Raw genomic sequence first — 21,538 nt, forward strand, 5'->3', positions numbered from 1 at the left:
AGCGTGGTCATCCCGGTCAAGGACGACGCGGCGGAACTGCGGCGGTGTCTCCGCGCCCTCGCCCGGCAGACGCTTCCTCCCGACGAGATCATCGTCGTGGACAACGCCTCGACCGATGATTCGGCCGCCGTGGCTGTCCGGCAGGGTGCACGGGTCGTGCGGTGCGACACCCCGGGCATCCCCGCGGCGAGCGCGACCGGGTACGACGCGGCGACGGGCGACGTGATCCTGCGACTCGACGCGGACGGTGTCCCGGGGCCGCGGTGGATCGAGACGATGGCAGCCGCGTGCATGCGGGATCCGCGGGTCGGCGCCTGGACGGGCGGCGCTCATTTCGTGGACGGCCCTCGGTTCTTGCGCCGCCCCCTCGCGGCGGCCTACCTCTTCTCCTACGTCGTCGTGTGCGGCTCGGCTCTCGGTCACGTACCGCTGTTCGGGTCGAACCTCGCCCTCCGCCGCTCGACGTGGCTCGCCGTCCGGGACCGTGTGCACCGCGACGACGCCGCGCTTCACGACGACCTCGATCTCGCCTTCCACGTCGGCGAGCGCCACCGCGTCCGCTGGCTGCTGCACACCGACATGGGCATCTCCATGCGCCCGTTCGGCAGCGGCCATTCCTTCGCCCGTCGCGCCTGGATCGGCGCCCGCACCGTCCTCGTGCACTGGCCGGAGGACTTCCCTCCCGTGCGCTGGGTGCGGCTCACCCTGCGCCGCGTACTGCACCGGCTCGGCGTCCCCGCGCCCGGAGCCCGCCGATGATCGCCGCGCTCCTCGGAACACCGTCTGCCACCGAGCTGCACGTCATGACCCTCAACATCCGCCGCGACCTCGGCGCGCTCGCCTGGCCGCGCGCCGACCGCTGGGAGACCCGACGCTCCCGGCTCACCGCGCTCCTGCGCACGGAGCAGCCGGACGTCCTCGGTGTGCAGGAGGCCCTCCCCGCGCAGGCTGCCGCCGTCTCCGCCGCGCTCGGCCCGTCGTTCCGCCGCGTCGGCCACGGCCGCCTCCCCGGGCCCCGCGGCGAGGGCTGTCCGCTCTTCTACGACACCGACCGGCTGGAGCTGCGCACCTGGCGACAGATCGCGCTCTCCCGCACCCCCGATCGCCCCGGTTCCCGCTCCTGGCTGAGCGTCACGCCGCGGGTGGCGGTGGAGGCGTCCTTCCGCGACCGCCGCACGGACGCCATGCTCACCGTGCTCAACACCCACCTCGACGCCTTCTCGCCGTGGGCGCGGCTCCGTCAGGCGCAGGCGGTGCACGACGTCGCCGCCGCCTCTGCGGCCCCCGTCATCCTCCTCGGGGACATCAACGCCTCCGCCGGCTCAGCAGCATGGCGCGCCCTCGAATCCGACGACGTCCTCCGCGATTCGTGGACGGCCGCCGTGTCCCGCCGAACCCCGGCCTGGGGCACGTTCGCCGGCTACCGGACGCCGCGCCGAGGGCGCCGCATCGACGGCATCCTCGTCTCCCCCGCGCTTCCCGTGCGCCGAGCCGGCATCGACGCGCGGCAGTATGGAGGGGGCTGGCCGTCCGATCATCTCCCCGTGCACGCCCTGATCGATCCGGCCTCGCCCGCCGCCGTCCCACCCGAGGAGCACGCATGAAGGAGGACTTCCTCCGCCCGCCGCACTCCGCAGCGGAGTACGGTGCCGACGCCGTCCGGGTGATCGGCATCCTCAGCGTCCTCGTCGCGGCGATCTGGTCCACCCCGACCGACGCCGGCATCCTCGCGCTCGCCCTCCCCGCCCTCATGCTCCCCCGCGTCCTCGGGATGCGCGGCGGCATCGACCTCGCGATCGGCCTGATCGTGCTCATCGCCGCCGCGAGCAACGTGTTCGACCTGTACCGCACGCTCACCGGGTGGGACCTCGTCGTGCACTTCGTCTGCACCGGCGCCCTCGCCGCCACCGGCTACCTCGTGCTCTCCCGCCTCGGCATCGTCACCGCGCAGGAGTCGCCGACGTTCCGTCCCCGCATGCCGATCGTCCTCTGCACCGTGATCGGGCTCGCGGCCAGCGCCGTGTGGGAGATGATCGAGTGGGCGGGTCGTACGTTCATCACCGACGAGATCTTCGTCACCTACGAGGACACCATCGGTGACATGGCCATGGGCGGACTCGGTGCGCTCGCGGCGGGAGTCCTCGTCGCCGTCGTCCGGTTGGAGCGTCATCGCCCTGCGTGACGGCGCGGAACTGCGGGAGGATCCCCAGGGTCGAAGAGCGCGCGGGTCAGTAGACTGAAGCCACCGCGCGGGAGTGGTGGAATTGGCAGACACGCAGGATTTAGGTTCCTGTGCCCCAGGGCGTGTGGGTTCAAGTCCCACCTTCCGCACGACGGGTGCTTCGGCGCCCGCATCGCTCCACCGCCGACACCTCACGACCGACGGGAATCCCGCCAGTGCTCGAAAGCATGCTGCACGCCCCCACCGCGCTCATCCCGTGGCTCGATCCGCAGACGATCATCGGGGCGGCGGGTCCGTGGGCGCTCCTCGTGGTCTGCTTCATCATCTTCGCCGAGACCGGTCTGCTGGTCGGCTTCCTCCTGCCCGGTGACACGCTGCTCATCATCGCGGGTCTGCTGACCCACACGAGCAACGTCTTCGGCGTGAACATCTGGGTCGTCTCGCTGCTCATCGCACTCTCGGCGTTCATCGGCGGCGAGGTCGGCTACGTCATCGGACACAAGGGCGGCCCCGCGGTGTTCGAACGCAAGGAATCCGGCCTGTTCAGCAAGAAGAACGTCGAGCGCACCAACGCGTTCTTCGAGCGCTTCGGCGGCCTCACCGTGATCCTGGCCCGCTTCGTGCCGATCGTGCGCACGTTCGCCCCGGTCGCGGCCGGCGTGGGCCACATGCCCTGGCGGCGCTACTCGCTCTACAACTTCATCGGGGCGATGATCTGGGGCTTCGGCCTCACCATGGTCGGCTACCTCATCGCCTACATCCCCTGGATCCGGCACCTGGTCGTGGAGTACATCGACATCATCCTGCTCGTCGCCGTCGGCGGGACGGCGATCGTCACCCTGTGACACTACCTTTCCGAGCGTCACAAGGCGAAGAAGGCCGCGGCCGCGGGCGAAGACGTGGTGACCGACCATGCGGAGGCGGAGGAGCTCGTCCTCGACGCCGACGTGTTCGACCGGGCCCCCGACCTCGACGGCGACGGCAAGCACTGATCCCGTCGCGGGTCAGCCCGCGTTCTTCGAGCGCTTCTCCTTGGAGCGTGCCACGCTCGCGCGCAGCGCCTCCATCAGGTCGATGACCTCGCCGCCGTCGGCCGCCTTCTCGGCGTCTCCGCCGAACGTCTCGGCCACGTCGAACGTCTCCCCGGCCTCGATCTTCGCGTCGATGAGGGTGCGCAGCTCCTTCTGGTACTCGTCGACGAACTCCTCGGGATCGAAGTCGGCCGAATAGCTGTCCACGAGCGAAGACGACAGCTCCAGCTCCTTCTTCGAGATCCGCACGTCCTCGTCGAGGGACGGGAACTCCGCCTCCCGGACCTCGTCCGACCACAGGAGCGTCTGGAGCACGAGGACCTTGCCCCGCACGCGCAACGCGGCGAGCCGGGTCTTCTGGCGCAGCGTGAACCGCACGATCGCGGTGCGGTCGGTCTGCTCCAGGGTCTTGCGCAGCAGCACGTACGCCTTGGGAGACTTCGAATCCGGCTCCAGGTAGTACGGCTTGTCGAGCGTGAGCGGATCGACCTGTTCCGAGGGCACGAACTCCACGACATCGATTTCGCGGCTCTTCTCCGCCGGAAGCGCGGCGAGGTCGTCCTTGGTGAGCACGACCGTCTGGCCGTCGTCGACGTAGGCGCGGTCGATGTCGGAGTACGCGACCGTCTCGCCGCACACCTCGCACGTGCGCTGGTAGCGGATGCGGCCGCCGTCCTTGTCGTGCACCTGATGCAGCGGCACGTCGTGGTCCTCGGTCGCGGAGTACACCTTGACCGGCACGTTCACCAGCCCGAACGTCAGGGCGCCCTTCCAGATCGTCCTCATCACACCAGTAGACACCAGCCCCACCCGTCACGACCACCCCTTGACTACGCTGGCTCCATGGTGGGAGAGGCGCAGGTCGTACAGGTCGACGGCCGACGACTGCGCGTGACCAACCTCGACAAGATCGTCTATCCGGAGACGGGCACGACCAAAGGCGAGGTCATCGCCTACTACACCGCCATCGCACCCCTGCTCCTGCCACTCCTCGACGGCCGCCCGGTCACCCGCAAGCGCTGGGTCGAGGGGGTCGGCACCGCCGCCGCCCCCGAAGACTCCTTCTTCACGAAGCAGCTCGAGCCCGGGGCTCCGGACTGGATCCCGCGGCAGGACATCCAGCACTCCGACGGCCCCAAGGCGTATCCGCTGGTGGAGGACGTGCCCACGCTCGTGTGGCTCGCGCAGGTCGCCGCGATCGAGCTGCACGTGCCGCAGTGGCGGTTCACCCCGGAGGGTCTGCCCGGACGCCCGGACCGTCTCGTGCTCGACCTCGACCCCGGACCCGGTGCCGACCTCGCGCAGTGCGCCGAGGTCGCCCGGATCGCCCGGACGCTCCTCACCGGCATGGGTCTCGACCCTCTTCCCGTGACGAGCGGCAGCAAGGGCATCCACCTCTACGCGTCCCTGCCCGGCGAGCAGACCAGTGCCGAGGTCTCCGCCGTGGTCAAGGAGCTAGCCCGAATCATCGAGAACGAGCACCCCGATCTTGCGACGAGCGTCATGTCCAAGGCCGTGCGCGGGGGCAAGGTGTTCCTCGACTGGAGCCAGAACAACGGTAAGAAGACGACGATCTCCCCGTACTCCCTGCGCGGGCGCGCCCGCCCCGGCGTCGCGGCGCCGCGCACGTGGGAGGAGCTCGACGACCCGGGGCTCGCCCACCTCGAACTGGACGACGTGCTCGCACGCGCGGCTGCGGGATTCGACCCCCTCTCGTCGCTCCGCCCCGACGCTCCGGCACTGCCCGCGAACGCGCCCGCCGCGACCCCCGCACCCGCGATCCGGGCGGCGGCTCCCGCCCCCGCCCGCCGCGGACGGCCCCTCGCCGCGCCCGCACCGTCCCCCGCCGGCGCCACCCTCCCCTCCCTCGCCCCGATGCTCGCCGAGAACGGCACCCCCGCGATCGCTCGAAACCTCAGCACCCCCTCCTGGGTGGAGGTGAAGTGGGACGGCATCCGGGCGATCGGCACCTGGCGCGACGGGCACATGTCACTGCACGCCCGTCGCGGCACCGACATCACCGCGCGCTATCCCGAGCTGACGGCCGACGGTGCCCCGTTCCTCCCGGTCGACGAGGCGATCGTCGACGGGGAGATCGTCGCCTTCGACAGCGCCGGCCGGCCGAGCTTCTCGCTGCTCCAGAACCGCATGCATCTCACCCGGCCGCGCGAGATCGAGCGCGAGGTCGTGCGCACCCCCGTCGTGTACATGCTGTTCGACCTGCTCCGTCTCGACGGGCATGATCTCACCGCGATGCCGCTGCGCGAGCGGCGGACGCTGCTCGGCGACATCGTGGCGGGGGTCGACGCGCCCATCCAGGTCCCTCCCGTCTTCGACGACGTGGACGCGGCGCTGGCCGCGAGCGACGAGTTCGGTCTGGAAGGCGTCGTCGTGAAGGATCCGGTGTCACGGTATCGTGCCGGCCAGCGCTCGCCCTCCTGGCTCAAGCTCAAGAACACCCGCATGCAGGAGGCGGTCATCGTCGGCATCCGCCCGGGGAAGGGCGAGCGGGAGGGCACTCTCGGCTCCCTCCTCCTCGCGGTCCCGGAGGGCGGCGACCTCCGCTATATCGGTCGTGTAGGCACCGGCTTCACGGACCGCATCCTCCGCGATCTCCTCGCGCGCCTGGAGCCGCTGCGGGTGCCGCGCGCACCGCTCGACGGCGTCCCCCGCCCCGATGCCTCCGACGCGCTGTGGGTGCGCCCCGAGCTCGTGGGCGAGGTGGAGTTCGCGAACTGGACGCCGGACGGCATCCTGCGGCACGCCCGCTGGCGGGGTCTGCGTCCCGACAAGACCGTCGACGAGATCACCGTCGAGACATGAGGGGCACGCCGCTCAGGCGTGGTGCGGTTCGCAGTCGCTCTGCTCGGCCGGTTCGATCTGGAACGTGGAGTGCGCGACGTCGAAGTGATCCGCGAGGCACGCCTGCATCTCCGACAGCAGCGCCGCCGAGCGGCCGTCCGCCAGCAGGTCCGGCCGCACGCTGACGTGCGCGGTGAAGACCGGAGCCCCGCGGGTGAGCTGCCACACGTGCACGTCGTGGACCCCGACGACGCCGTCGTAGCCGAGCAGGTGGGTGCGGATCTCGCCGACGGCCATGCCCTTCGGCGCCGACTCGGCGAGCACGGAGAACACCTCCTTGAGCAGGACGAACGCCCGCGGGATGATCATCGCCGCGATGAACAACGAGGCGAGGGCGTCGGCCGGCATCCAGCCCGTCACGAGGATCACACCCGCCGCGATGATGACCATGAGCGAGCCGAGCAGGTCGCCCATCACCTCGAGGTAGGCGCCCCGCACGTTGAGGTTCGTGCGCTGGGCACGGCTGAGCAGCCACATCGACACGGCGTTGGCGACGAGGCCGACGACCGCGACGACGAGCATCAGCCCGCCGGCGACCTCGACCTCGGAGGGGTTCAGCAGCCGCTGCACCCCCTGCACGGCGACGACCGTGGCGAGGGCGATGAGGATGACCGCGTTGAGGAGCGCGCCGAAGACCTCCGCGCGCTGATAGCCGAACGTCCGGCGGTCGTCCGCGGGACGCGCCGCCACTGTCGCGGCGATGAGGGCGATCACGAGCGCCGAGGCGTCGGTGAACATGTGCGCGGCGTCCGCGAGCAGCGCGAGCGAGCCCGTGAGCAGGGCTCCGACGACCTGCACGATCATCACGGTCGCCGTGAGGGTCAGCGAGATCGCGAGCAGGCGACGGCTGCTCGCCGAACGGAGACCGCCGGGCGCGGGCGCGTGATCGTGCATGCCCCCAGGCTAGCCCGGCATCGGGTGCGGAGAGGCCGTTTCCGCCTAGTCGGGAACAGTAACGATTCTCACCGTCAGCAGGGGTTCTTCTCCTCGACGCTCAGAGCGCGGTGAGCAGCGGCACGAGCGCCGTGAAGGCGCGGGCGCGATGCGACTGCGCCTGCTTCTCCTCCCCGGTGAACTCCCCCACGGTGCGCTCCGCGCCGTCCGGCTGACCGTCCGGGATGAAGATCGGGTCGTAGCCGAAACCGCCGCTCCCGGAGGCTTCGTGGGCGAGGCGTCCGGGCCAGATCCCCTCCACGACGTGCTCGCGACCGTCCGGGAGGACGAGCGCGATGGTCGACGTGAAGTGCGCGGCACGGTGCGGGTCGGCGATGTCGCGCAGCTGGTCGAGCAGCAGCTCCAGGTTCGCGGTGGCGTCCTTCTTCTGCCCGGCCCAGTACGCCGAGAACACCCCGGGCGACCCGCCGAGCACGTCCACGCAGATGCCTGAGTCGTCGGCGAGCGCCGCGAGGCCGGTGTGCGCGGCAGCCGCACGCGCCTTGAGGAGCGCGTTCTCGGCGAACGTCACCCCGTCCTCGACCGGCTCGGGACCGTCGTAGCCGACGACCTCCAGGTCGGGCCGCGTCTGCTGCACGATCTGCTGGAACTCCGCGACCTTGTGCGGGTTGTGGGTCGCGAGGACGACGCGCATGCTCAGGCTCCTGCCAGAGCGGCGAGCTGCCGTTCCTTCAGGTCCGCGCAGCCGGCGATGCCGAGGTCGAGGAGCGCGTCGAGCTCGCGCTTGTCGAACGGCGCCCCCTCGGCCGTGCCCTGCACCTCGACGAACAGGCCGCGGCCGGTCACCACGACGTTCATGTCGGTCTCGGCACGGACGTCCTCGACGTAGGCGAGGTCGAGCATCGGCTCCCCGTCGACGATGCCGACCGAGACCGCGGAGACGGAGTCGAGCAGCGGCGTCGAGTTCTTGCCGATGAACTTCTTGTCCCGTCCCCACTCGATCGCGTCGGCCAGGGCGACGTAGGCACCGGTGATCGCGGCCGTGCGGGTGCCGCCGTCCGCCTGGAGCACGTCGCAGTCGATGACGATGGTGTTCTCGCCCAGCGCCTTGGTATCGACGACCGCCCGCAGGGCGCGACCGATGAGGCGGGAGATCTCGTGCGTGCGGCCGCCGATGCGTCCCTTCACGCTCTCCCGGTCGTTGCGGCTGTTCGTCGCGCGCGGGAGCATCGCATACTCGGCCGTGACCCAGCCCTTGCCCTTGCCGGTCAGCCAGCGCGGCACTCCGTTCGTGAACGAGGCGGTGCACAGCACCTTCGTCCCGCCGAAGCTGATGAGAGCCGAGCCCTCGGCCTGCGCGCTCCAGCCGCGCTCGATGGTGATCTCGCGGAGCTGCGAGGTGGAACGGCCGTCGGCGCGGACGATGTCGGTCATGTGCTTCTCTCGGTCGGGGATGGAGCGACGGGCTCAGCGCGCGTCGAGGGCGGAATCGGGAAGCGTGATGACGCCGGTCTGGACGAGCTGCACGTCGCGCACCTCACGGCCCATGAGCCGGTTCGCGAGCGCCGTGAAGTCGTCGGCGGAATCGCCTGTGGCCTCGTAGACGTACGTCGCGGTGGCGTCGGGCGGCGCCAGCAGATCGCCGCGCACGAGCTGGCGATACACGTCACCCGCGGTCTCGTCGTCGCTGGAGACCAGGGTCACGCCCTCCCCCATGACGTAGCTGATGGCGCCACGGAGGAACGGGTAGTGCGTGCAGCCGAGGACGAGCGTGTCCACGTCGGCTTCCCGCAGCGGCGCGAGGTACTCCTCGGCCACGGCCAGCACCTCGGGGGTCCCGGTGACGCCGGCCTCGACGAACTCGACGAACCGGGGGCAGGCCGCCGTGAACACCTGCAGGCGCTCGTTCACCTCGAGCATGTCCTGGTACGCCCGGGAGCCGATGGTGCCGACGGTGCCGATCACGCCGACCCGGCCGTTCCGCGTCGTCGAGACCGCGCGTCGCACGGCCGGACCGATCACCTCGACGACGGGCACGTCGTAGCGCTCGCGCGCATCGCGCAGCATGGCCGCGGAGGCGGTGTTGCAGGCGATCACGAGCATCTTCACCCCCTGGTCGACCAGCGTGTCCAGGACTTCGAGTGCGTAGCGGCGCACGTCGGCGATGGGCTTGGGGCCGTACGGCGAGTGGGCGGTGTCGCCGATGTAGACGAACGATTCGCGGGGCAGCTGGGCCCGGATGGCCCTGGCCACCGTGAGCCCGCCGACACCGGAGTCGAAGATCCCGATGGGCGCGTCGTTCATGACTCCCCAGCCTACCCGCGTGCGCGGCGCCTCGTGCATCCTGGCCTCACTAAGCTGAGCGCATGACCACGTCGACGGCGCTGCTCACCGACCGTTACGAGCTCACGATGCTCGCCGCCTCGCTCCGGGACGGCACCGCCTCCCGTCCGAGTGTCTTCGAGCTGTTCTCCCGTCGGCTGTCCGGCGGACGCCGCTTCGGCGTCGTGGCCGGCACCGGGCGACTGCTCGGGCTGCTGCGCGATTTCCGCTTCGGAGACGACGAGTTGCGCTTCCTCCGCGACGAGCGCGTCGTCGACGCCGAGACCCTCGCCTACCTCGAGCGCTACCGCTTCACCGGGACCATCCGCGGCTACCGCGAAGGCGAGCTCTACTTCCCCGGGTCGCCCATCCTCACGGTGGAGGGCTCGTTCGCGGATGCGGTGGTCCTGGAGACCCTGGCGCTGAGCGTGCTCAACCACGACTCCGCCGTCGCCACGGCCGCCGCGCGCATGAGCATCGCCGCCGGGGAGCGACCGCTCGCCGAGATGGGCTCGCGCCGCGCGGCGGAGCGCTCCGCCGTCGCTGCGGCACGGGCGGCCTACATCGCCGGCTTCGGCGCCACGAGCAACCTCGAGGCCGGGCGCGCCTGGGGCATCCCGACCATGGGCACTGCCGCCCACTCCTGGACGCTGCTGCACGACAGCGAGGAGGACGCCTTCCGGGCGCAGGTCGAGAGCATGGGCGTGGACACCACGCTCCTCGTGGACACCTACGACATCCGCACCGGCGTCGAGACCGCGATCCGCGTGGCCGGGACCGGACTGGGCGGCGTCCGCATCGACTCCGGCGACCTCCCGATCGTCGCCGCGGAGGTCCGCGCACAGCTCGACGAGCTCGGCGCCACCGAGACCCGCATCACGGTGACCAGCGACCTGGACGAGTACGCGATCGCAGCCCTCGCCGCCTCCCCCGTGGACGCCTACGGCGTCGGTACCTCGGTCGTCACCGGCTCCGGGTATCCGACCGCGAGCATGGTCTACAAGCTCGTCGCCCGGCAGGACGCCGACGGGGCGTGGATCGGGGTCGCCAAGGCCTCGGCCGACAAGGCGTCGTTCGGCGGGCGAAAGGCGGCCTTCCGCACCGTCGACGATGGCGTCGCCGCAGCGGAGACCGTCGTCGTCTCCGACGGGTTCGAGGCGCTCGACACCCCTGCCGAGCACCCGGACGGACGACCGCTCCAGGTCACCCTCGTCGACGGCGGCGAGATCGACTCCGCCTACGAGGGCGCGGCGGGGACCGCTGCCGCCCGTGCGCATCACCTGCGTGTGCGCGAAGAGCTGCCGGTGCGCGCGCTCGCACTCAGCAAGTCGGACCCGGCGATCCCGACGGTCTACGTCGAGGCGGACTGAGGCGCAGACGGCGGTCGGCGGTCAGCCGACCATCGACTCGTAGATCTCCTTGCACGTCGGGCAGATCGGGAACTTCTCCGGATCACGACCGGGCGTCCACTTCTTGCCGCAGAGCGCGCGGACGGGCTTGCCCGTGATCGCCGACTCGAGGATCTTGTCCTTCTTGACGTAGTGCGAGAAGCGCTCGTGGTCGCCCGGTTCGATGTTCTCCTCGCGGAGGAGCTCTTCCAGTTCGCGATCAAGCGTTGCCACGCCGCCCTGATCGGGGCTGTCCAGCGGAGTACTCATCCCGTGATTCTAGCCGCGTCCGAGCCTCGACGGGGCGGGTCTCACGCCGTCTCGACGAACTCCATCAGACGCTCGCCGCTGTGCTCGAAGATGCGTCCGCCGATCACGGCTCCGCCGATGAACGCGACCGCTCCGGTGACGATGCCGACCCAGAACGCCGCAGGCGCGAAACCGGGATCGGCGACGATGCTCGCGCCGAACAGCCACATGGTCGGCACGCTCAGGAGGATCGCACCGAGGAATGCCGCCGCCGGGCCGTAGACCCCCCGGGAGGTCGGTCGCTGCGGCTGCTGGAACGGGCTGTCCCCGGGGCGGGACACCGCATACGGCGCCACCACCGACACCACGCTCGAGATGCCGAGAGCAGAGAAGAGCAGGCTCGCGCCGAGGCCGACGAGCGGGAGGAGAAGACCCCAGCGGCCGGCCAGCACGAGCGAGAGCGGCACGGCGATCGCCAGCACCGGCACGGCGACCAGGAGCACCGGCACCAGGCGCCCGAGACGATCCGGGACTCCCCGGACGCCGCTCGCGACGTGCGTCCAGAGGGCGGTCGAGTCGTAGGCGACGTCGTTGTGCGGCAGCCATCCGAAGAAGAGGGCCATGACGGGCACGGGGACGAGCGCGGCGATCTCGACCGGCACGCCCGCGACGATCAGCGGGAACACGGTCAGCACGCCCGCCACGGGCACCACGATGATGTTCATGATGTACCGACGGTCGCGGAGCCAGTACACGAGGCTTCGCGCGGCGATGGCGCCGAAGGCGTTCGAGGGCAGCAGGGCGAACCACCCGAGTCCGGTGCGCTCGCGTGCCGCCACCGGACGCTCCGTCGTCGTCAGCAGGCGCCGCACGAACCAGGTCCAGGCGAGCCACAGCAACGCCAGGGTGGCCACGGCAATCAGTCCGCTGACCCAGGCCGCAGCCGTCTCACCGGCGGCCGCGGCGAACATCGCCGCCGGCGACGCGGCGAGCGGGGTGAAACCGATCACCGAGGTCAGGGTCGCCAACGATGCCGGCACCTCGCCGTCCCAGCGGAGCGAGCCGAGGAACACCGCGACAGGGAAGGCGATGACGATCAAGGCGAGGGCGAACAGCGCGGTCAGCTCGCGGGATCGACGCTCCGGCAGCAGCAGCGCGTTGAGCGCCATCCCGACTCGGGAGAGGAGGATGGTCGACAGCAGCCCGACCGCCGCCAGGAGGACGGCCGGCACCCACGGCGCGCCGGCGCGGACGGCGACGATCGTCACGCTGACGTAGACCGCGAGGAGCGCAAGGCTGGGCACGCTGATCAGTGAGGCGATCGCGAGGACTCCGGGCATCTTCCGCTCGTCGACCCCGAACACCGCGAAGCGCCGCGGATCGAGCTGGTCGACGGCCCCCACGAGCAACGGCCCCACGAGGAAGCCGAGCAAGACGGCCGCACCGCCGAGCACTGTCACCGCCTGGGAGACGGGAACCGGCGCGTCGCCGAGGCTGAACACCGCCACGCAGACGACCACCGTGACCGCGATGACGGCGCCGAAGGAGAGCAGGGTGCGCCCCCGGTGTTCCCCACGCAGGGCGCCCAGGAGAAGCGCGAACCTCAGTCGGAGAACGTGTGCAGCCACTCGAGTCCCTCCACCTCTCCGCTGGAACCCGCGAGCTCCACGAAGCGCGATTCGAGCGTCTGCCCCGCGCGCACCTCGTCGATCGTGCCCTCGGCGAGCACCTCGCCGTTGACGATGATGGCCACCCGGGAGCACACGCGCTCGACGAGGTCCATTCCGTGGCTCGACAGGATCACGGTGCCGCCGTGCGAGACGTAGGCGCGCAGGATGTCGAGGATCACGGCGGAAGAGACCGGATCGACGGACTCGAACGGCTCGTCGAGCACCAGGACGCGCGGCGAATGGATCATCGCGCCCGCGAGCATGATCTTCTTGGTCATACCCGCCGAATAGTCGGACACCACCCGGTTGAGGGAGTCGCCGAGATCGAAGGCCCGGGCGAGGTCGCCGGTGCGCTTCTCGATCACGTCGGCGGCGAGGCCGCGGAGCAGCCCGTAGTAGTAGAGCAGCTGCCGGCCGGTGAGGCGGTCGAACGTGCGCAGCCGGTCCGGCAGGACGCCCATCACGCGCTTCGCCGCCAGCGGCTCGCTCGCCTGGTCGATGCCGCAGATGAGGACACTGCCCTCGTCCGCACGCAGGAGGCCGGCGACGATCGACAGGGTCGTCGTCTTGCCGGCACCGTTGGGGCCGACGATGCCGTAGAACGAGGCAGCGGGCACGGTGAGATCGATGCCGTCGACCGCGCGGTTCTCGCCGAACTGCTTCACGAGACCGCGGATCCGGATGGCTTCGGTGGCGGGCTCCGCCGCCTCCGCCTCGACGACCTCGGCCGGCGGCTCCTCGGCGGTCACGCCTTCGACCACTTCGACGACCTCGACGTCCGCGACACGGCTGTCCTCCAGCGCAGGCTCCTTCGTCACCGGGAGTGCGGTGTCCGATGTCTCGACCGTGGACTCCGTCGAGGGGGACTCCGCGATGGCGGTGGGGTCCTCGACGCGCGTCGCCGACTCGGAAGTGTCGTCGTCCGACGTCGCCACCTCGGCAGACGCGGTGTCGGATTCACCGACCTGTGCGGACACGGTCGGCGCCGGCGTCGTGCTGGGCTCGTCGGGCTGCGCCTCCGCGGCAGCCTCGGCTTCTGCCGCCTTCGCCTCCGCGGCCGCGGCTTCCGCGGCCTTCGCGGCAGCCGCCTTGGCCGCAGCCGCCTTCGCCGCAGCGGTCTTGGCGGCGGCGGTCTTGGCCGTCGTCTTGGCCGCGGATGCCTTCGCGGCGGCCGTCTTCGCGGCAGCCGCCTTCGCCGCAGCCGCCTTGGCCGCCGTCGTCTTGGCGGCAGCCGTGCTCGGCTTCGTGGTCGTCGCCGACGGACGCTTCGGGCTCGTGGTCCGCGCGGCGGTGTTCTTCACCGCGGCCGCCCGGGCGGCGGACGCCGTGCGAGCGGCCGCGGGATCCACACTCGCTGCGGGCGTCGGCTCGACCACGACCTCAGACGTGGGGGCCGCCTTCTCGGCTGCAGCCTTGGTCGGTGCGGGCCGCGCGGCGGTCGACTTCTTCGCCGCGGGGGTCTTCGCCGCGGGAGTCTTCGACGCCGTCGAGGACTTCGCCGGGCTGGAGGACTTCGCCGGGCTGGAGGACTTCGCTGCCGTGGACTTCGCCGGAGCGGCCTTGGCACCGGTCGTCTTCGCCGGAGCGGCCTTGGCACCGGTCGTCTTCGCCGGAGCGGCCTTCGTATCGGCGGCCTTCGCCGCCGTGGACTTCGGGCTCGTGGACTTCGTAGCGGCGGTCTTCGCTGAGGTGGATTTCGCAGCGGTGCTCTTCGAGGCAGCGGTCTTCGCCGCTGCCGACTTCGGCGCAGAAGACTTCACTCCGGTCGTCTTCTTCGCGCCGGCGGAGGACGAGGCAGATCTCTTGGTGGCCGGTTTCCGAGCGGGCGCGGAGGCCTCGGTCGGAGTCTCGGCTCCCTCTGCCTGGGGGGTGGGGTCATCAGGGGAGGAAGTCACCGTCCTACGGTATCAACGGGTGGCTGAGAGCCAAGGCCCCACGCGACAATCCGCAATCCGATCCCCTTCTCTGCGCGTTTCGCAAGGGGGTTGTCGTCCCTGTGCATTGCGTGTGTACTCGATCACGAAATGGCAACGGGGCCCGCCTGGCCCCGGGCTTCTCAGGGGGAATCGCTAGCATGATTCCCGGCACGACGAAGTGTCTGGTCGGTGAACCGACCGTGAACACAACTTCCTTAGGAGTATTCGTGACTCTTCAGACCGTCATCCTCGCAGCCGGAATGGGCTCCCGCCTCGGCCATGCGCTGCCCAAGCCGCTCACCGAGCTCAACGACGGCCGCACGATCATGGGCCAGCAGCACGACAACATCCGGGCCGCTTTCGGATCCGACGCACGCATCACCACGGTGGTGGGCTACCGCGCGGAGACCATCATCGAGGCCTTCCCCTCCGTGAACTACGTCCACAACGACCGCTACGACGAGACCAACACCTCGAAGAGCCTGCTGCGCGCCTTGAGCGCCACCGGCAAGAGCGGCGTGCTGTGGATGAACGGCGACGTCGTCTTCGACCCCATGATCCTCGGTCGCGCCGCCGCGTACATCGAGCGTGACCAGTCGTTCGTCACCGTCAACACCGCCAAGGTCAGCGATGAAGAGGTGAAGTACACCGTCACCGCGGAAGGCTTCATCAAGGAGCTGTCGAAGTCCGTCAAGGGCGGCCTCGGTGAGGCGGTCGGCATCAACTACATCTCCTCCGGCTTCAAGAAGGCGTTCATGCGCCAGCTGCAGCGGGTCGAGGACCAGGACTACTTCGAGCGGGGTCTTGAGCTGGCGATCGCCGAGGACGGCCTGCTGCTCGAGCCGATGGACGTCTCCGACCTGTACGCGGTCGAGGTCGACTTCGCGGAAGACCTGGAGCGCGCGAACCTCTTCGTGTGACGTTCCCCTCCGAGAGCCCCGTTCCGCCATGGACCGGGGCTCTCGGTGTTTTCGCGGACGGGCTTCATAGGATCGGCACATGGCCCCCAAGGTGCACAAGATCCACTCCCTGCCGGACGACGCCCCGTGGGACAAGGGTGTGCCGCCGGTCGGCTCCCCGGAACACCCGATGATGGTCCGCGGGCTCGACCGGGTGCTCTCGATCCAGCGCCCGCTGGTGCTCGCCCACATCCGCAGCATCCGGCTCCGCAACCCGCACGCGACCCCCGACGAGATCATCCGGATCCTGGAGCGCCGCTACCTCGCGGCCGTCACGACCGGCGGAGCCGCGGTGGGGGCGACCGCCGTCGTGCCGGGTATCGGCACGGGGATCACCCTCGCGCTCTCCGGCGTCGAGACCGTGGGGTTCGTGGAATCCACGGCCCTCTTCGCGCAGTCGGTCGCCGAGGTGCACGGCATCGCGGTGGGCAACCCCGACCGTGCCCGCGCTCTCGTCATGACCCTCATGCTCGGCAAGGAGGGCGTCGACCTCGTCGGGCAGCTCGCCCGGCAGGTCACCGGTCGCGGCAGCAGCCGGTCGGCGTACTGGGGCGAGCTGGTGACGAAGTCGCTCCCCCGCGCCGCCGTGGGGCCGCTCGTCGACCAGCTCAAAGGGATGTTCGTGAAGCAGTTCGCAGCCAAGGGCGGGGCTTCCTTCATCGGCAAGGCGATGCCCTTCGGGATCGGCGCGGCGATCGGCGGGGCGGGCAACCACATCCTCGGACGCCGCGTGCTCACCACCTCCCACCGAGCCTTCGGAGCCGCGCCCCTCACCCTCCCCGCCGAGCTGGAGCCCATCCCCGGCGCCGAGAAGGTGGAGCTGCGGATGCTGCGAGGAGCGCGCTACGCCGGCAACGCGGTCGCAGGAGCCGCGGGCACCGTGGCGCGCGGCGCGGGATGGGTCGGGCACCGGGTCGGCGAGATCGCCGGTCGCCGACGTGAGCGCCCCACGAAGGAACTCGACGCCGGTCCCGGAGACGGCGATCACGGGCTGCCACCGCGACCCGGTTCCGACACGACCACCGAATGAGGGAGCGCGCACCTCGCCAAAGGATCCGCCGCCCCGTTGTGCCGATCATCCAACGGACGGCGCGGACCCGACGCTAGGGTGGAATCCGTGACGGACAAGCCCGACCCCTTTACCACCGCCGGAAAGATCGCGGATCTGCGCGCTCGCTACACCGAGGCCGTCGTCGACGCCGAGACGAAGGCGAAGGAGAAGCAGCACGCCAAGGGCAAGATGACCGCCCGCGAGCGCATCGAGCTCCTCGTCGATCCTGGCAGCTTCGTCGAGTTCGACGAGTACGTACGCCACCGCACCACCGCGTTCGGCATGGACCGCTCGCGCCCGTACGGCGACTCCGTCGTCACCGGCGTCGGCACCATCCACGGCCGCACCGTGGCCGTGTACTCGCAGGACTTCTCCACCTTCGGCGGATCGCTCGGCGAGGTCGCCGGCGAGAAGATCGTCAAGATCATGGAGTTCGCCCTGGCCGGTGGCATGCCCTGCATCGGCATCCTCGACTCGGGCGGCGCGCGCATCCAGGAGGGTGTCGTCGCGCTCGGCAAGTACGGCGAGATCTTCCGCCTGAACACCCGAGCCTCCGGCGTGATCCCGCAGATCTCGATCATCATGGGTCCGGCGGCCGGCGGCGCGGTCTATTCCCCCGCCCTCACCGACTTCGTCATCATGGTCGACAAGACCAGCCAGATGTTCGTCACCGGACCCGACGTGATCAAGACCGTCACCGGCGAGGACGTCGGCATGGAGGAGCTCGGCGGCGCCTACACGCACAACACGCGCTCCGGCGTCGCGCACTATCTGGCCGAGGACGAGGACGACGCGATCGACTACGCGCGCACGCTCCTCGGCTTCCTGCCTGACAACAACATGGCGGAACTGCCGTCTTACGAGAGCGCGTTCGAGTTCGAGACCACGGACGCGGACCGCACGCTCAACACGCTCATCCCGGACTCCCCGAACCAGCCGTACGACATCCACACCGTGATCGAGCACGTCGTGGACGATGGCGACTTCCTGGAGGTCCAGCCGCTGTTCGCGCCGAACATCGTCATCGGCTTCGGACGCATCGAGGGCCGTTCGGTCGGCATCATCGCCAACCAGCCCTCGCAGATGGCGGGCACGCTCAACATCGAGGCGGGCGAGAAGGCGAGCCGGTTCGTGCGTTTCTGCGACGCGTTCTCGCTGCCGATCGTGACCCTCGTCGACGTGCCGGGGTACCTGCCCGGCACCGACCAGGAGTGGACCGGCGTCATCCGCCGCGGAGCCAAGCTCCTCTACGCCTACGCCGAGGCCACCGTGCCGCTCGTGACGGTGATCCTGCGCAAGGCCTATGGCGGCGCGTACATCGTCATGGGCTCCAAGCAGCTCGGCGCCGACGTGAACCTGGCCTGGCCCACCGCGGAGATCGCCGTGATGGGCGGCCAGGGCGCTGTCAACATCCTCTACCGCGGGGAGATCCGCAAGGCGGAGGAAGCGGGAGAGGACGTCGCCGCCGTCCGCACCCGCCTCGCGAACGAGTACACGTACAACGTGGCCTCGCCCTTCCTCGCGGCCGAGCGCGGCGAGCTCGACGGGATCATCGAGCCGGCGAACACGCGGGTGGCGATCGCGAAGGCGCTCCGGGCCCTGCGGGGCAAGCGTGCCGAGCTGCCCCCGAAGAAGCACGGGAACATCCCGCTGTGAGCGGCCAGGAACCTGCCGTCGACGGGGCGATGCCTGCGCCCGTGATGCTGGAGGTCACCCGCGGCACCGCGACCGAGGAGGAGCTCGCAGCCCTCATCGCCGTGCTCGGGGACGCCTACGCGAACGAGCGGGCGGAGGCGACGGTCGAGGAGCCACGGGTCTCGGCATGGACCCGCACGCAGCGTCCGCTGCGTCGGCCCCTACGCCGGGACATTCCCTGGGGACGTTTCGCCGGCTGAGCCGGTCGCGGATTTTGTCCCCCAAAATACCTACAGACAACCGTTGCGCGACCCCGCAGACTGAAGGGGACGCTTCGCGTTCGGCTGGTCTCTCTGTCCCAGGGTAGACAGACGCTGATCGGCCACCAGCGGACGGTTTTCGGGTAACTGTCCGCACGGCGAGGGGCAGGCGGATTCGCCGCCCCTCGCCCACTCTCAGCTCCGCGCGTCGGACGCCGTCCCCCGCCGCTCCCTCGCGATCTCGTGCCAGAGGTCGACGGAATCGTCGTCCGATGCCCGAAGGCCCGCGCGACCGACGACGGTGACGGCGACGAGCGGGTCTCGTGCGGAGCGGATGATGATGCGCCCCGTGCCGGCGCTGCGCAGCACCGACGCGAGCTCGTCGCGGATCTCCATGCGCCGGCCCTCGTCGACGCCGTCGAGACCGCCCTCGTCGAACACCGTCACGGAGGCGCCGCGGCGGCGCGCGGCATCGATCGCGTTGCGGACGTCGTCGTTCAGGAGGTCCGCCCCACGCAGCTCGTCGCGAAGACGCCCCTCCGCGAGGCGGGCTTCCAGCCGCTCACCGTCGTCGAGCTGTCCGCGCGACGCCACCACCCGGCTGAGCACGGGGCCGGCGACGGCGAGGGCGAACTGGGTGCGGAGGCGACGCTCGCGCTGGCGCACCCGCTGGGTCGCGTGCCAGGCCGAGACCGCCTGCTGGATCTCCGACAGGCGCTCCGTGTCGCTCACGGCGCGGTCCCAGAACATCACCAGGAGCTGGGCGACCGCGACCCACATGATCGACCCCACCACTCCGAGGTTCAGCGCCACCCCCAGACCCAGCGCGAGGGATGCGGCGACCACGAGCACGACCAGCGTCGCCCAGCCCGCCCACGCGCGGCGACGGACGACACAGACGATGCCGAGCAGACCGAGGGCGCCGATGTACCAGGTGGCGAACGGCGCGGTTCGATCGTCGGGGTCCAGTGAGAGGGTGACCAGCACCGGGATGATCGCGCTCGCTCCGAGAGCGAGGAGCGCCGACCACAGCGGCATCCGCACCGTGGCCGGACTCCCGAGGATCGCGACGTTCACCACCACGAGATACACGGCGATGGCCAGGACCATGAGCAGCGGGGCCGTCGGCTGCTCGATCCACCAGATCCCCCGGGCGACGAAGTACAGCGCGAACCCGACCGCGAGCGAGGTCGCGACGCTGCGCACGGTCCGGTTCATGAGCGCTCCCACCCGAGGGTCACGACGGTGCCTTCCGCGTCCGAGGCGATGTGCGCGGTTCCGGCCACACCGGCCATGCGGGCGAGGATCGAGGCGCGGATGCCGAGCCGGTCGGGACCGATGGCGTCGACGTCGAAGCCGCCGCCGGTGTCCGAGATCGTCACGGCGATGCCCTCGTCACCGTGACCGACGACGAGGATGTGCAGTCCGCGACCATGCGCGTGCGCGACCGCGTTCCCGATCGCCTGGCGCGCCGCGAGGACGAGGGCTCGCGCGGCACGCCCCGGGATGAGGCCGCTGCCGCCGCGCTCCTCCACGATGGCGTCCGCGCCCAGCTCGGAGAGGGCCCGCCGCAGCTCCACGACGATCTGCGCGGCCCCCACCGGCTCGTCGCTGCCCTCTTCCGCGACCGCCGCCTCGGTGTTCGCGAGCCGCGTGAGGGCTTCCCTGGCCATCGCCACGGCGAGCTCCCGTGCCCGCTCGCCCTCCGCGCGCTCTGCCGCGATGAGGGCGGCCAGGACGCTGTCGTGCATGAGGGCCGACATGGCGACCCTCTCCTCCTCGGCGGCGGCCGCGGCGGCCGCCGTCGCATACGAGGCCACGGCCGTGCCCCGCGCCTCGTCGACGCCCGCGGCGACCGAGCGGAACATCCAGCCGAGCGAGACGATCACGACGCCAAGGATCAGCGTGAAGGAGACGTCGAACGCCGTCGTCACCCAGAACTCCCGGGAGAAGTCCCCCTGCACCAGACGCACGTATCCGTAGACGAACGGCACTCCGACGGCCCACGCGAACTGCAGCCGCACGGGGAAGGCGAGCATCGCCGCCACCACGCCGACGTTCACGAGGAAGAAGATCCACGGCTGATCGCCCGCCACCTTGTCCGCGGGGTCGACGACCAGAGGCCATGCCGCGAGTGCCAAGACATACACGACCGCGAACGTCCCCGCGGCCAGACGCACGCCGCGGCCGACCAGACAGGCGACGAGCATCGCGGTGAGCGGCACGAAGACCGCCACGAGCATCACGATGTGCGCGGTGTCCGGACGGGAGAGCGTGTTGACCGCTGCGATCAGCGCCTGCGCGCCGAGCACGCCGGAGCCCAGGGCGACCACGATCGCGAGGATGCGCTCCATCCGCTTGCCGGTGAACCGCTCGAAGCCGTTCTCCGCGCTGCCGGGAGACGGGATCTTGCTCCAGGCGTCGCGGACGCTCAGCGGCTCAGCGGGCACTCGGCGCCCCGTCGGCCGTCACGATGCCGTCTTCCATCGCGCGCCGCAGCAGATCGACCTTGGTGGGTGCCGGCCGACCGACCTCGACGTACTTCACCCGGATCCGGGTGATGTTCTCCTTCGCGGTGGAGTACGCGACGCCGAGACGCTCGGCCACGGCCTTCAGCGGCAGGCCGGTCGCATACAGGCGGAGCACCTCCCGCTCGCGGGTGGACAGCTGGGCATCGGCGAACGCGCGGTCGCCGTCGACCGCACTCGCCCATTCGACGTTGTTCAGCGCCTCGCCCTGCGCCACGGTGCGGATGGCGTCCAGCACGTCGTCGAGGGCAGAGGACTTGCTGACGACACCGGCCGCACCCGCCGCCAGGGCCTCGCGGACCGCGGCCGGCCGGTCGGCGACGCTGTGGATCACGACGCTGGCGCCGTCGGCGACGAGGGACACGACGTTCTCCGTCACCGTCGTCCCGTCTCCCAGCGTGAGATCGAGCACGACCACGTCGGCGGGCGGAGCTCCCGTCGAGGACCGCCATACGAGGTAGGAGCCGACCGTGCTCCCGGTGAACACGACGGTCTGGCCGTCCCTGGCGCACGCGGCCTCGAGGCCGAGGCGGACGGACTCGTGGTCGTCGATGAGGGCGACGGTGCTCATGCCCACAGCCTAGTGAGTCG

Annotated in this window: 20 protein-coding genes, 1 tRNA gene and 1 pseudogene; 11 read left to right on the plus strand and 11 right to left on the minus strand. The window is 70.6% G+C overall.

What is annotated here, in order from left to right; translation table 11 throughout:
- Positions 1-3 precede the first annotated feature (3 nt).
- From WFJ36_RS10825 to WFJ36_RS10845, 5 genes and pseudogenes are all read left to right on the plus strand, one after another.
- Positions 4-759, plus strand: a complete 756-nt coding sequence (locus WFJ36_RS10825; protein WP_336643283.1) for a glycosyltransferase family A protein — start codon at positions 4-6, stop codon at positions 757-759.
- Positions 756-1,604, plus strand: a complete 849-nt coding sequence (locus WFJ36_RS10830; protein ID WP_336643284.1) for an endonuclease/exonuclease/phosphatase family protein — start codon at positions 756-758, stop codon at positions 1,602-1,604. The genes WFJ36_RS10825 and WFJ36_RS10830 overlap by 4 nt, the downstream gene beginning before the upstream one ends.
- On the plus strand, positions 1,601-2,182 hold the full coding sequence (locus WFJ36_RS10835; protein ID WP_336643285.1) for a hypothetical protein: 582 nt from the start codon (positions 1,601-1,603) through the stop codon (positions 2,180-2,182). The genes WFJ36_RS10830 and WFJ36_RS10835 overlap by 4 nt, the downstream gene beginning before the upstream one ends.
- 67 nt (positions 2,183-2,249) lie before the next feature.
- Positions 2,250-2,331, plus strand: a tRNA-Leu gene (locus tag WFJ36_RS10840).
- A 78-nt stretch (positions 2,332-2,409) separates the two neighbouring features.
- Positions 2,410-3,174, plus strand: a pseudogene (locus tag WFJ36_RS10845) (DedA family protein).
- Positions 3,175-3,186: 12 nt separating this feature from the next.
- Here the strand turns inward: WFJ36_RS10845 and ku are convergent.
- The gene (gene ku, locus WFJ36_RS10850) at positions 3,187-3,999 is read right to left on the minus strand and encodes a non-homologous end joining protein Ku (protein WP_136051108.1); all 813 of its coding nucleotides are present in this window, start codon (positions 3,997-3,999) and stop codon (positions 3,187-3,189) included.
- A gap of 57 nt (positions 4,000-4,056) precedes the next feature.
- Here ku and ligD point away from each other — a divergent pair, with 57 nt between their 5' ends.
- Positions 4,057-6,036, plus strand: a complete 1,980-nt coding sequence (gene ligD / locus WFJ36_RS10855) for a non-homologous end-joining DNA ligase (protein WP_336643286.1) — start codon at positions 4,057-4,059, stop codon at positions 6,034-6,036.
- A gap of 12 nt (positions 6,037-6,048) precedes the next feature.
- Here the strand turns inward: ligD and WFJ36_RS10860 are convergent, their stop codons facing one another.
- From WFJ36_RS10860 to murI, 4 genes are all read right to left on the minus strand, one after another.
- Entirely contained in the window at positions 6,049-6,969 is a 921-nt protein-coding gene (locus WFJ36_RS10860) for a cation diffusion facilitator family transporter (RefSeq protein WP_336643287.1), read from the minus strand.
- 100 nt (positions 6,970-7,069) lie between these two features.
- Positions 7,070-7,663, minus strand: coding sequence for an RdgB/HAM1 family non-canonical purine NTP pyrophosphatase (gene rdgB, locus WFJ36_RS10865; protein ID WP_336643288.1), 594 nt, complete (start codon positions 7,661-7,663; stop codon positions 7,070-7,072).
- A gap of 2 nt (positions 7,664-7,665) precedes the next feature.
- Positions 7,666-8,403 (minus strand): ribonuclease PH, encoded by a 738-nt coding sequence (rph, locus tag WFJ36_RS10870; RefSeq protein WP_071329683.1) that lies wholly within the window; start codon positions 8,401-8,403, stop codon positions 7,666-7,668.
- 33 nt (positions 8,404-8,436) lie between these two features.
- Positions 8,437-9,273, minus strand: coding sequence for a glutamate racemase (murI, locus tag WFJ36_RS10875; RefSeq protein ID WP_060923537.1), 837 nt, complete (start codon positions 9,271-9,273; stop codon positions 8,437-8,439).
- A 62-nt stretch (positions 9,274-9,335) separates the two neighbouring features.
- Between murI and WFJ36_RS10880 the strand changes: the two genes are divergently transcribed.
- Positions 9,336-10,661: a nicotinate phosphoribosyltransferase gene (locus WFJ36_RS10880; protein ID WP_336643289.1), complete on the plus strand. Its 1,326-nt coding sequence runs from the start codon at positions 9,336-9,338 to the stop codon at positions 10,659-10,661.
- A 21-nt stretch (positions 10,662-10,682) separates the two neighbouring features.
- Here WFJ36_RS10880 and WFJ36_RS10885 read toward each other — a convergent pair whose 3' ends face one another.
- The 3 genes from WFJ36_RS10885 to WFJ36_RS10895 are packed head-to-tail and all read right to left on the minus strand — an operon-like array spanning position 10,683 to position 14,358.
- Positions 10,683-10,949, minus strand: a complete 267-nt coding sequence (locus WFJ36_RS10885) for a DUF3039 domain-containing protein (protein ID WP_060923586.1) — start codon at positions 10,947-10,949, stop codon at positions 10,683-10,685.
- Positions 10,950-10,990: 41 nt separating this feature from the next.
- A complete protein-coding gene (locus tag WFJ36_RS10890) occupies positions 10,991-12,556 on the minus strand; it encodes a hypothetical protein (RefSeq protein WP_292789947.1) in 1,566 nt (521 codons plus the stop codon).
- The gene (locus WFJ36_RS10895) at positions 12,532-14,358 is read right to left on the minus strand and encodes an ABC transporter ATP-binding protein (protein ID WP_336643290.1); all 1,827 of its coding nucleotides are present in this window, start codon (positions 14,356-14,358) and stop codon (positions 12,532-12,534) included. Before WFJ36_RS10895 ends, WFJ36_RS10890 begins: the two co-directional genes overlap by 25 nt.
- Positions 14,359-14,741: 383 nt before the next feature.
- Between WFJ36_RS10895 and WFJ36_RS10900 the strand changes: the two genes are divergently transcribed.
- The 4 genes from WFJ36_RS10900 (at position 14,742) to WFJ36_RS10915 (ending at position 18,419) form a co-directional block, all read left to right on the plus strand.
- Complete coding sequence (locus tag WFJ36_RS10900; RefSeq protein WP_336643291.1) at positions 14,742-15,434, plus strand: phosphocholine cytidylyltransferase family protein; 693 nt, start codon at positions 14,742-14,744, stop codon at positions 15,432-15,434.
- Between the two features lie 79 nt (positions 15,435-15,513).
- Positions 15,514-16,503, plus strand: coding sequence for a hypothetical protein (locus WFJ36_RS10905; RefSeq protein WP_336643292.1), 990 nt, complete (start codon positions 15,514-15,516; stop codon positions 16,501-16,503).
- Positions 16,504-16,590: 87 nt separating this feature from the next.
- The gene (locus WFJ36_RS10910) at positions 16,591-18,180 is read left to right on the plus strand and encodes an acyl-CoA carboxylase subunit beta (RefSeq protein ID WP_371259856.1); all 1,590 of its coding nucleotides are present in this window, start codon (positions 16,591-16,593) and stop codon (positions 18,178-18,180) included.
- Complete coding sequence (locus tag WFJ36_RS10915; protein ID WP_336643293.1) at positions 18,177-18,419, plus strand: acyl-CoA carboxylase subunit epsilon; 243 nt, start codon at positions 18,177-18,179, stop codon at positions 18,417-18,419. Before WFJ36_RS10910 ends, WFJ36_RS10915 begins: the two co-directional genes overlap by 4 nt.
- Positions 18,420-18,614: 195 nt before the next feature.
- Here WFJ36_RS10915 and WFJ36_RS10920 read toward each other — a convergent pair whose 3' ends face one another.
- Genes WFJ36_RS10920 through WFJ36_RS10930 form a run of 3 tightly spaced genes read right to left on the minus strand, consistent with a single transcriptional unit; the run spans position 18,615 to position 21,518 of the window.
- A complete protein-coding gene (locus WFJ36_RS10920; RefSeq protein ID WP_071329677.1) occupies positions 18,615-19,637 on the minus strand; it encodes a hypothetical protein in 1,023 nt (340 codons plus the stop codon).
- Positions 19,634-20,869 carry an ATP-binding protein gene (locus tag WFJ36_RS10925; protein WP_336643294.1) on the minus strand — a complete coding sequence of 412 codons (1,236 nt, stop codon included), beginning with the start codon at positions 20,867-20,869 and terminating at the stop codon, positions 19,634-19,636. Before WFJ36_RS10925 ends, WFJ36_RS10920 begins: the two co-directional genes overlap by 4 nt.
- Positions 20,859-21,518, minus strand: coding sequence for a response regulator transcription factor (locus tag WFJ36_RS10930; RefSeq protein ID WP_071329676.1), 660 nt, complete (start codon positions 21,516-21,518; stop codon positions 20,859-20,861). Before WFJ36_RS10930 ends, WFJ36_RS10925 begins: the two co-directional genes overlap by 11 nt.
- Positions 21,519-21,538: the final 20 nt, after the last annotated feature.

Origin of the sequence: Microbacterium sp. MMO-113 (assembly GCF_037148555.1) — a bacterium.
Lineage (GTDB): Bacteria > Actinomycetota > Actinomycetes > Actinomycetales > Microbacteriaceae > Microbacterium.

Bases quoted from the DNA above. Each gene is read 5' to 3' on its own strand.
- WFJ36_RS10835 (WP_336643285.1), top strand. From the start codon at position 1,601: ATGAAGGAGGACTTCCTCCGCCCGCCGCACTCCGCAGCGGAGTACGGT.
- ku (WP_136051108.1), bottom strand. From the start codon at position 3,999: ATGAGGACGATCTGGAAGGGCGCCCTGACGTTCGGGCTGGTGAACGTG.
- murI (WP_060923537.1), bottom strand. From the start codon at position 9,273: ATGAACGACGCGCCCATCGGGATCTTCGACTCCGGTGTCGGCGGGCTC.
- ligD (WP_336643286.1), top strand. From the start codon at position 4,057: ATGGTGGGAGAGGCGCAGGTCGTACAGGTCGACGGCCGACGACTGCGC.
- WFJ36_RS10920 (WP_071329677.1), bottom strand. From the start codon at position 19,637: ATGAACCGGACCGTGCGCAGCGTCGCGACCTCGCTCGCGGTCGGGTTC.
- WFJ36_RS10885 (WP_060923586.1), bottom strand. From the start codon at position 10,949: ATGAGTACTCCGCTGGACAGCCCCGATCAGGGCGGCGTGGCAACGCTT.
- rph (WP_071329683.1), bottom strand. From the start codon at position 8,403: ATGACCGACATCGTCCGCGCCGACGGCCGTTCCACCTCGCAGCTCCGC.
- WFJ36_RS10880 (WP_336643289.1), top strand. From the start codon at position 9,336: ATGACCACGTCGACGGCGCTGCTCACCGACCGTTACGAGCTCACGATG.
- WFJ36_RS10830 (WP_336643284.1), top strand. From the start codon at position 756: ATGATCGCCGCGCTCCTCGGAACACCGTCTGCCACCGAGCTGCACGTC.
- WFJ36_RS10930 (WP_071329676.1), bottom strand. From the start codon at position 21,518: ATGAGCACCGTCGCCCTCATCGACGACCACGAGTCCGTCCGCCTCGGC.
- WFJ36_RS10860 (WP_336643287.1), bottom strand. From the start codon at position 6,969: ATGCACGATCACGCGCCCGCGCCCGGCGGTCTCCGTTCGGCGAGCAGC.
- rdgB (WP_336643288.1), bottom strand. From the start codon at position 7,663: ATGCGCGTCGTCCTCGCGACCCACAACCCGCACAAGGTCGCGGAGTTC.
- WFJ36_RS10905 (WP_336643292.1), top strand. From the start codon at position 15,514: ATGGCCCCCAAGGTGCACAAGATCCACTCCCTGCCGGACGACGCCCCG.